At 39.1% G+C, this 10,277-nt stretch carries 8 protein-coding genes; 7 read left to right on the top strand and 1 reads right to left on the bottom strand.

The genetic code is table 11. The annotated features are described in order from the left end of the window. The 7 genes from PAN06_RS10940 to PAN06_RS10910 all read left to right on the top strand — a co-directional run. Positions 1 to 917: polymerase (locus PAN06_RS10940; protein WP_269796316.1), on the top strand; the 917-nt coding region annotated here is incomplete at its 5' end. Positions 918 to 966: 49 nt separating this feature from the next. Then, positions 967 to 2,388: a flippase gene (locus PAN06_RS10935; RefSeq protein WP_269796315.1), complete on the top strand. Its 1,422-nt coding sequence runs from the start codon at positions 967 to 969 to the stop codon at positions 2,386 to 2,388. Beyond that, the gene (locus PAN06_RS10930; RefSeq protein ID WP_269796314.1) at positions 2,385 to 3,383 is read left to right on the top strand and encodes an acyltransferase family protein; all 999 of its coding nucleotides are present in this window, start codon (positions 2,385 to 2,387) and stop codon (positions 3,381 to 3,383) included. The genes PAN06_RS10935 and PAN06_RS10930 overlap by 4 nt, the downstream gene beginning before the upstream one ends. A 13-nt stretch (positions 3,384 to 3,396) precedes the next feature. Continuing rightward, positions 3,397 to 4,497: a UDP-galactopyranose mutase gene (gene glf / locus PAN06_RS10925; protein WP_269796317.1), complete on the top strand. Its 1,101-nt coding sequence runs from the start codon at positions 3,397 to 3,399 to the stop codon at positions 4,495 to 4,497. Beyond that, positions 4,494 to 5,486 (top strand): stealth family protein, encoded by a 993-nt coding sequence (locus tag PAN06_RS10920; protein WP_269796313.1) that lies wholly within the window; start codon positions 4,494 to 4,496, stop codon positions 5,484 to 5,486. Before glf ends, PAN06_RS10920 begins: the two co-directional genes overlap by 4 nt. Before the next feature lie 10 nt (positions 5,487 to 5,496). Further along, positions 5,497 to 6,549 carry a galactofuranosyltransferase gene (locus PAN06_RS10915; RefSeq protein ID WP_269796312.1) on the top strand — a complete coding sequence of 351 codons (1,053 nt, stop codon included), beginning with the start codon at positions 5,497 to 5,499 and terminating at the stop codon, positions 6,547 to 6,549. Between the two features lie 144 nt (positions 6,550 to 6,693). Further along, complete coding sequence (locus tag PAN06_RS10910; protein ID WP_269796311.1) at positions 6,694 to 9,399, top strand: GBS Bsp-like repeat-containing protein; 2,706 nt, start codon at positions 6,694 to 6,696, stop codon at positions 9,397 to 9,399. A 328-nt stretch (positions 9,400 to 9,727) separates the two neighbouring features. On the opposite strand, the gene PAN06_RS10905 is transcribed toward PAN06_RS10910, so the two are convergent. Further along, positions 9,728 to 10,277 (bottom strand): RluA family pseudouridine synthase (locus PAN06_RS10905; protein ID WP_269796310.1); only part of this gene is annotated, 550 nt, incomplete at its 5' end.

The raw sequence follows: 10,277 nt of genomic DNA, 5'->3' as shown, positions 1-10,277 counted from the left end.
TGCTTCTAGTTGCAAAAAATCGCGATGGATTGTTAGATATAAATGTGTTGCTTCTTGTTTTTTCTGCTAGAGATATAGATTTTAGGAAATTATTAGGGACTTTTTCTATAGCGACATTCCTGGTACTTTGTTTAACAATTTATGCCAGTCAAAAAGGTATCATTACCAATATGTTTATGAATGCAGATGGTGGCTACCGTTTTAGTCTAGGATTTAGCTATGTATCCTTTGCATCACAGAGACTGTTCTTTGCATTGTGTACTTATCTGATGTTTCGAGGTAAAAGAATTTCTTACCTTGAATTGTTGGTCTTACTATTGGCTACGATTTATATGTACCAACAAACTTCGACATCCAGTCCATTTTACTTAAGTATTTTGCTACTAACCTATGCTTTGTTGAGTATTAAAATCTTTAAAAAAGAGTTTATCATTGGAAATTTCTGGACAAAGACACTTGCGCAGTACGGTTTTATCTTAGCATTAGCGATTATCTTGTATTTTTGTTTTTATTCATCTGGGAATTTATTTCACTTAGTCGATCAATTTACGCATAATCGTTTGCGCCTTAGTGTGGATGGTTTCCGAAATTTTGGAGTGCCTTTATTTGGCCAACGAATTTCTTTTAAAACTCTAGATATGTTTGGCAACTTTACTAGTAATTATAATTTCATAGATAGCTCCTTTGTGCAGTTGTTGGTTATTGATGGTTTGATTGTGAGTGCCTTCATGTTGTTTGCTCTTACTAAAGTTATGAAATATTTCATAACCATTAAAAAAGATATCGTACTGGCTTGCTTAGGAATTATGGTTATCCATGGAATGTTCGATCCTCAGATGTTGGTTCTTCGCTACTCTCCATTAATTTTGTTCATCAGTCGATTATTTATTATGAATCCAGATAATAACATTGAATAAAATGAGTTAAGTCCAGTTAAAAAGAAAGATTAAGACTAGTTACATCCTTATGAAAGTGCTAAAAAATTACGCCTACAATCTCTCCTACCAGTTACTGGTGATTATCTTGCCGATTATCACCACCCCTTATGTAACACGGGTTTTTAGTTCAAATGACTTAGGGACTTATGGCTATTTCAACTCTATTGTCACCTACTTCATCCTTTTGGCGACCCTAGGAGTGGCCAATTATGGAACCAAGGAGATTTCAGGACACCGAAAAGACATCCAAAAGAATTTCTGGGGGATTTATACTCTCCAGTTGGGGGCTACGATTTTATCCCTTGCCCTCTATGTTCTTTTGTGTGTAACCCTATCTTCCATGCAAAATCCTGTGGCCTATATCTTAGGTCTTAGCTTAGTATCAAAGGGACTCGACATCTCCTGGCTCTTTCAGGGGTTGGAAGATTTTCGCAAGATTACGATTCGAAATATCACGGTCAAACTGGTTGGAGTCATCTCCATCTTCTTGTTTGTTAAGTCTGCTAATGATCTTTATCTCTATGTATTCTTACTAACGATTTTTGAGCTGTTAGGTCAACTCAGTATGTGGTTGCCCGCCCGTGAATTTATTGGGAAAGCACGTTTTGATTTGGCTTATGCACGGGTGCATTTAAAACCGGTCATTCTGCTCTTTTTACCGCAGATTGCCATTTCCCTCTATGTCACTTTGGACCGGACCATGTTGGGAGCTCTCGCCTCTACAAAGGATGTGGGGATCTATGACCAGGCCTTAAAACTTGTCAATATTTTGCTGACCCTAGTGACCTCACTGGGAAGTGTCATGTTGCCTCGGGTGTCAAGCCTCTTATCCTCAGGGGACCACAAGGCTGTCAACAAGATGCATCAAATGTCTTTTTTGATTTATAATTTGGTCATTTTCCCGATCATTGCCGGCATGCTGATTGTCAACGGTGACTTTGTTCGATTCTTCTTAGGGAAGGATTTCCAAGATGCTCGCTATGCCATCGCTATCATGATCTTTCGTATGTTCTTCATCGGATGGACCAATATTATGGGGATTCAAATTCTCATCCCGCATGATAAGAACAAAGAATTTATGCTGTCCACCACGATTCCTGCTATCGTCAGTGTCGGTTTGAACCTGCTCTTCTTACCGCACTTTGGTTTTATTGGCGCAGCTATTGTATCAGTTCTGACAGAGTCACTGGTGTGGTTCATTCAATTGTACTATACCCGTCATTACCTTAAGGAAGTTCCGATTATTGGGTCTATGGCAAAAATTATTCTCGCTTCTGCTATAATGTATGGCTTGTTGCTAAGTGCAAAACCATTCTTGCATTTTTCACCTACTTTAAATGTTCTTGTGTATGCAGTGCTTGGTGGCCTCATTTACCTGCTTGCTATTCTAGTTCTGAAAGTGGTAGATGTGAAAGAGTTAAAACAAATAATAGGAAAACAATCGAAATGAAGAAAATACGGAATATTGACATAGACTTTATTAAAGTTATTGCTTGTATTGGAGTTGTTTTACTTCATACTACAATGCCGGGATTTAAGGAAACAAGAATATGGAATTATTCATCCTATTTATATTATTTAGGGACTTATTCAATTCCTTTGTTTTTTATGGTAAATGGTTATTTATTGTTGGGGAAAAGTGAAATAAAATACTCTTATATACTGGAAAAGGTGAAATGGATTTTAATAACAGTGTGCTCATGGAACCTTATCATTTGGCTTTTAAAACGAGATTTTACAGCTAATCCAGTTAAAAAGATTGCAGCTTCTTTAATACAAAAAGGTTATTTCTTCCAATTTTGGTTTTTTGGATCACTGATATTAATTTATTTATGCTTACCAATTTTGAAAAAAATTTTACATTCAAAAAGAAGTTATCTATACATTCTATCTTTATTAGTCGTTATTGGTTTGATTTTTGAATTGGTAAATTTTTTGCTTCAAATGCCGGTGCAAACTTATGTTATTCAAACGTTTAGATTATGGACTTGGTTCTTTTACTATATTTTAGGTGGCTTTGTAGCGCAATTCGATATAGATAATTTAAAATATATATTTAAGGGATGGATGAAAGTCGTTAGCATGCTTTTGTTATTGATTTCACCAATGATATTATTTTTCATGGCAAAAACTATTTATCATAATCTTTTTGCTGAATATTTTTATGATAATCTTTTGGTAAAAGTCATTAGCTTAGGCTTATTTCTTACATTATTAACGCTAACTATTGACTCTAATAAATATAAAATCATCTACTTTTTATCGATCCAAACGATGGGAGTATTTATAATACATACCTATGTTATGAGAATATGGCAAAAGTTTATAGGGTTTAACATAGTGGGGGCGTACTTATTTTTCCCTATTTTTACATTAATTATTAGTTTTATAATTATTATGATATTAATGAGAATCCCTTATATCAATCGAATAGTTAAGTTATAAAAAGGAGTTTATGATGTACGATTATCTGATTGTTGGTGCAGGTTTGTCTGGAGCAATCTTCGCACACGAAGCAACAAAACGTGGTAAAAAAGTAAAAGTGATTGACAAGCGGGATCACATCGGTGGGAATATTTATTGTGAAGAAGTTGAAGGAATCAATGTTCACAAGTACGGTGCCCACATTTTCCATACCTCAAACAAAAAGGTTTGGGATTATGTCAACCAATTTGCTGAATTTAACAACTATATCAATTCACCGGTGGCGAATTACAAGGGTAGCCTCTACAATCTTCCCTTCAACATGAATACCTTCTACGCCATGTGGGGGACAAAGACTCCTCAAGAAGTCAAAGACAAGATTGCGGAGCAAACGGCCGATATGAAAGATGTTGAGCCCAAAAACCTTGAAGAACAGGCCATCAAGTTGATTGGTCCAGATATCTATGAAAAGTTGATCAAGGGCTATACGGAGAAGCAATGGGGACGTTCTGCAACAGACCTGCCTCCTTTCATCATTAAGCGCCTCCCAGTGCGTTTGACTTTTGATAATAACTACTTTAACGACCGTTACCAAGGGATTCCAATTGGTGGTTACAATGTCATTATCGAAAATATGCTGGGCGATGTAGAAGTAGAACTTGGGGTTGATTTCTTTGCCAATCGTGAAGAACTGGAAAGCTCTGCTGAAAAAGTGGTCTTCACAGGGATGATTGACCAGTACTTTGACTACAAGCATGGGGAGTTGGAATACCGCAGCCTTCGGTTCGAACACGAGATCTTGGATGAGGAAAATCATCAGGGTAATGCTGTGATCAACTATACAGAACGTGAGATTCCTTATACTCGGATTATCGAGCATAAGCATTTCGAGTATGGAACCCAACCGAAGACAGTGATCACACGTGAATATCCAGCTGATTGGAAACGTGGGGATGAGCCTTACTATCCAATCAATGATGAAAAAAACAACGCCATGTTTGCTAAGTACCAAGAAGAAGCTGCTAAAAATGACAAGGTCATCTTCTGTGGACGCCTAGCAGACTATAAATACTACGACATGCACGTGGTCATTGAGCGTGCTCTGGAAGTCGTTGAGAAAGAATTTACTAAATGACACAAGAAAAAATTGATATCGTTGTCCTCTGGGTAGATGGCAGTGACCCGGGGTTTATCCGTGAGAAACAAGAAGTAACAGGCCAAATCTCAGTTTCTAATGAATTAGTTGATGGAGATTTAAGATACCGTGAATTTGGAATTTTTAATTACTGGTTTCGAATGATTGAAAAACATGCCTCTTGGGTGAATAATGTTTACTTAGTCACCAATGGTCAAAAGCCTGACTGGTTGAATTTAGATCATCCAAAACTCAGATGGATTACTCATAAGGAATTTATCCCTAAAGAGTATCTACCTACTTATAATTCTGCTGCTATTGAGCTTAATCTTCATCGTATCGAAGGATTGTCGGAAAATTATTTGTATTTCAATGATGATGTGTACTTGATTAGGGATAGTCAACCTTCGGATTTTTATAAGAATGGGCAACCTAAGCTATTTGCGGTATATGATGCTTTGGTTCCTTGGTCATCATATACAAATACTTATTACAAAAATGTTGAGTTAATCTATCGTCATTTTCCTAATAAGAAGGCCCTAAAGTCCTCGCCTTGGAAATTTTTTAACTACCGCTATGGGCATTTAGTTTTGAAAAACTTGCTACTTTTGCCATGGGGGCCAACAGGCTATGTGAATAACCATTTAGCTACACCTATGAAAAAAAGCACCTTGGCGTATTTGTGGAAAATTGAGGGTGCAACCTTAGATAGAACGTCACGAAATAAAATTAGAGACTACGAAGTAGACGTTAATCAATATATCTGTCAGTATTGGCAAATTGAAAGTAATCAGTTTTATCCTATATCAAAGAATTTTGGTGAAACGATTAATTTACATCAAATAGATAGGTTAGAGAGTATCTTTAAAGATAAACATAAAAAATTGCTTTGTGTGAATGATGAAGTTGACTTTAAAGAGGAGAATATCATTCGTTTTAAGGAAATCTTGAAAGAACGCTATCCTGAAAAATCAGCTTTTGAAAAATGAGAAATAAGAGATGAAATACTATTTAAAAGAAGAATTTTTACACGATAACAATGTTAAAAATGCCGGTAATAAGGCACGTAATGATGTTGAAGAAATTGTAAAGAGAGAAGGTTATCAAGCCTTGGTTCTCTCGGTTGATAATTGGTATGAGATGAGTACACTTAAGGCACAGCTTCATAAATCCAAGGCTTTTGGTCGGGCTCTAGATCAATTGCAACAAGGAGATGAGTTGCTAATCCAATTTCCAATGCTTCATCACAGCTTTTTTACAACACATCTAATTAAGAAAATACAAAAAAGAGGGATAAAAGTCTACCTTTTGATTCATGATCTAGAGGTGCTACGAAATGGTAACTTGGATTCGATAGCTTTGAGATATAAAATTCGTATGCATTTTCAGGAGTCAAGTTTTCTTAATATACCTGATGTCATCATCGCCCATAATCCTATTATGAAATCTGTTTTGGTCAATAAAGGAGTGGCGGAAGATAAGATTGTGAGTCTTGGAATTTTTGACTATTTGATTCCAGATTTTCAAGAAAAGAGCGGCCAAACAAAAGATCGGCCGATCATTGTGGCAGGTAATTTGGCCCAGGAAAAAGCTGGTTATCTCTATGCTCTTCCTGCAGAACCTGCCTATAATCTCTATGGTGTTGGTTTTGATGAGAGTAGATCTTTAGAGAATGAAACTTACTTTGGCTCCTTCCTACCTGATGAGCTTCCAGCAGCCCTTGAGGGTGGTTTTGGACTGGTCTGGGATGGGGATAGTGCGGAAACCTGTAGTGGTGTTTTCGGCGAGTACCTTCGCTATAATAACTCTCACAAGGCGTCACTTTACTTAGCCTCAGGATTCCCGCTTGTGGTTTGGAAACAGTCAGCTCTGTCTCACTTTGTTCTTGAGAACGGCTGCGGGATTGCAGTAGAGTCTCTCCATGATTTGAAGGAGACCATCGACAATCTTTCAGATGCTGATTACCAAGACTTGGTGGACAATGCCAAGCGTGTTGGTCAGGAAATCCGAGATGGTCACTACTTAAAGACGGCCTTAAAACATTTAGCATAAGATCAAAAGAAGTCAGACGGACTTCTTTTTTTAGTTTTTCAAAAAAATATCACTAATTTTAAAAATTTGCCCTATAAAACTTTTCATTGCTGAAACCGTGTGGTAAAATGATTAAAGTATAAAATTTGTATAAAGGGAAGATACATGAAAAAGAAAGATTTAATTTTATATGCGAGTGCGGCGGTACTATTAGCCTTTTCAACGCAACAGGCTAAGGCTGATGAACAAACTTCATCTGACCAGACATCTGAAAATACTGCTGCAATCGTTTTAAAGGCAGATACCTCGTCAAATACAGAAGCATATCGGAATGAAACTACTCAAAATAACGTTGAATTTGCCGAATATGTTACTGAAGAAAAGATCGAAACAGAATCTCCATCTTCTGCTGTGTTTACAAGCCTCTCTTCTAATAGAAAGGAAGAACAAACAAGAGCGACAACAAGTGGAACGATTCCCACTACAGAAGCAAAAGCCAGTGGTACGCTTTCAATCGAGAATAATAATCCAGTGGCAGGAACGTTTGATGCAGTTGTTCGTAATGTTGAAGCTCCTAATGGTTTAAAAGAAGTTCTTGTCCCAACCTGGAGCCTTGAGAACGGTCAAGATGATCTGATATGGCATAAAGCTATGAGAGAACCTGATGGTTCTTATCGTGCGAAAATTAAAGCTTCAGATCACAAAGATTCCACTGGAAACTACCGAGCAGATGCTTACGTTGTTGATACCTTGAACAATCGTCACTATGTTGCCGAAAAAATAGTTGCTGTTGATTATGCACGACCAAGTGGTACCCTTTCAATTGAGAACAACAATACTGTAGCAGGGACATTTGATGCGGTTGTTCGAAACATTGTCGCTCCAAATGGTGTGAAAGAGGTATTGGTTCCGTCATGGAGCTTAGAGCATGGTCAAGATGACCTTATCTGGCATAAAGCGACTAAACAAGGAGATGGTAGCTATCGTGTCACTATTAAGGCCAGTGAGCATAAAGGAAATAAAGGAAACTACCGAGCAGATGCTTATGTTGTTGATAACTCGAATAATCGTCACTACATTGCTGAAAAAGTAGTAGCTGTTGATTACGCAAGACCAAGCGGTGTTCTTTCAATTGAAAACAACGATACTGCAGCAGGGACATTTGATGCAGTTGTTCGAAATATTGTCGCTCCTAATGGAGTTAAAGAAATTTTGGTTCCATCATGGAGTCTTGCTGGTGGTCAGGACGACCTCATCTGGCATAAGGCTACTCTTCAATCCGATGGCTCTTACCGCGTGACGATTAAGGCGACGGATCATAAGAACTCTACAGGGAAATACCGAGCGGATGCCTATCTTGTAGATGATTCTAATACTCCTTTTTACCTGACCGAAAAAGTGGTAGAAGTTATCCAAACTCGTCCGACTGCAAGTCTCATTATTGAAAATAACAATGCTGAGTTGGGAACTTTTGATGCGGTAGTTCGTAATATTTCTGCGCCAAATGGGATTAAAGAGGTATTAGTCCCATCGTGGAGTCTTGTGAACGGCCAGGATGACATTATTTGGCACAAAGCAACTAGACAATCAGATGGTAGCTATCGTGTCACCATCAAGTCCGATGAGCACAAGAATTCACTTGGCAATTATCGTGCTGACCTTTATATCGTAGATAACACAAATCAGCGTCATTATATCACTGAAACGGTGGTAGATGTTAAGCATAACAAACCAATTGGTACGATTTCAATAGTTAACAACAACAAGGACACGGGCACCTTTGACGTCATCATCAAGGATGTCTATAGCCCTAAAGGGGTGCGGACTGTGAAAGTTCCAACTTGGTCTGATAAGGATGGCCAAGATGACATTCGCTGGTATGAAGCAACCCGTCAAGCGAACGGAGACTATAAAGTATCGGTCAAAGCGAGTGATCACAAGAATTCTACCGGTAAGTACTTTGTTCACCTTTACTACATTCAAAATGATGGTTCACTAATCGGTGTTGGTGGCACTAGTACAGAAGTTGAATTCCGTAATGCAAAGACTAAGACACAAACAGGGATCAAGAATGTCAATTCTGGTGCTGGAACCTATACGGTAACGGTGGATCAAGCACCTCAGGGACGTCGGATTAAGAACATCCGTGTCGCAGCCTGGTCTCAAGCACATCAGGAAAACCTCTTCTGGTATTCAACAGCACCTTCTGGAATGCATACAGAAGTGCAGGTCTCTGCAGCAAATCACCAGTACCAATCAGGTAACTATACCACTCACGTCTATGTAGATTATGTCGATGGCGGCGTTGAAGGCTTTAACCTTGGTCAAACAGCCCTTCATCCCCGTGCGACAGTAGATCAAACTGCTTTTAGTCCTCGTGTAACGAATGGACAACGGGACCGTGTCTTACGGGCAGCAGCTAGTTTAGTGGGTGTTCGTGGCGGAACTGCAGCTCACCATCAATTGGTCAATGATTACAACAGTGTTAAACCACTTCCAGTAGGTTATGCAGTGAAGACGACCGATGACTGGTGTGATATCTTTGTCACAACCGTCTTCCAGCGGGAAGGTTTGAGCGGTTTGATTGGTCGTGAATGTGGAGTCGAACGTCACATCCAGATCTTCAAACGCTTGGGTATTTGGAATGAAAATGGTGCCTCTACACCAAAAGCAGGGGACATCATCACCTTTAACTGGGATCAAAATAGCCAGCCAAATAACGGCTTTGCAGATCATATCGGAATTGTTGAAAGCGTCTCAAATGGGATCATTCACACCATTGAAGGAAACTCCAACAACCAAGTCCGTCGCAATACCTACCGAATCGGACATGGCAATATCCGTGGATTTGCAACCCCTCGCTATCAATAAAAAAAAGAAGCCACAGGCTTCTTTTTTGAATGCAGATAAGTTTTTAAAATAAAATGAGAGATTCTGTCAATTGTTTTAAATGATTTTTATCTTTTGAATTATTCGATAATGACTGGAGACTTTACGCAGTGAGAAAAGTGCTTGAAATATTAGAATTTCAAGCACTCGGGAGTTTTGAGAGTAAAACAGTTTGGGAAACTGTTTTAGCCTGAGCCTAGAAATTAAAGAGCGAAGGGGCTCAAAACTAAGTCATGGAACTTCTTTGAAGTTCGCTGACGTCCGTACTCACTTAAGGAAAGTCTCTAAGAAGACTATTTCGGTTCTTTTCTCATTTTTTCAACCCTTCTTCGAAACTCTTAGAAGGGGCCTCGACTTGGATGGTTTCAAGGGTTAATGGATTGGTGAAGGTCAAGCGGTGAGCATGGAGCATGAGTCGCTCTCCGCGTGCAGGGTTATAGAGAGGGTCCCCGACAATCGGGTGCCCATGATGGGAGAGATGCACCCGGATCTGATGGGTACGCCCCGTCTTAAGCTGGCATTTAACCAGGCTGTTGCGCCCGATTTTTTTCAGTTGCGTCACCTGGGTTTCTGCATACTGTCCCTTGCGTGGATCGACCAGGCGCTTGCGCCGATCGTGGCGATCGCGTCCGATTTTATCCTTGTAGACGATGGTTTTTTGTGCTAAGCTACCTTGGATCAAGGCCCAGTACTCGCGTTGGATGTTTTTATCTTCTAAAATGCGGTTGAGAATGGGCAGGATAAAAGGATTTTTGGCAAATAAAATCGCTCCGCTGGTTTCCTTGTCTAAGCGGTGCACGACGTAGCAGGTAGATCCAACATAGCTGGAAACATGGTTGAGAAGAGCAATTTCTGTCGGC

It is taken from the genome of Streptococcus sp. SM3 (assembly GCF_027497875.1).
This window is presented reverse-complemented; position numbering and strand designations above follow the sequence as displayed.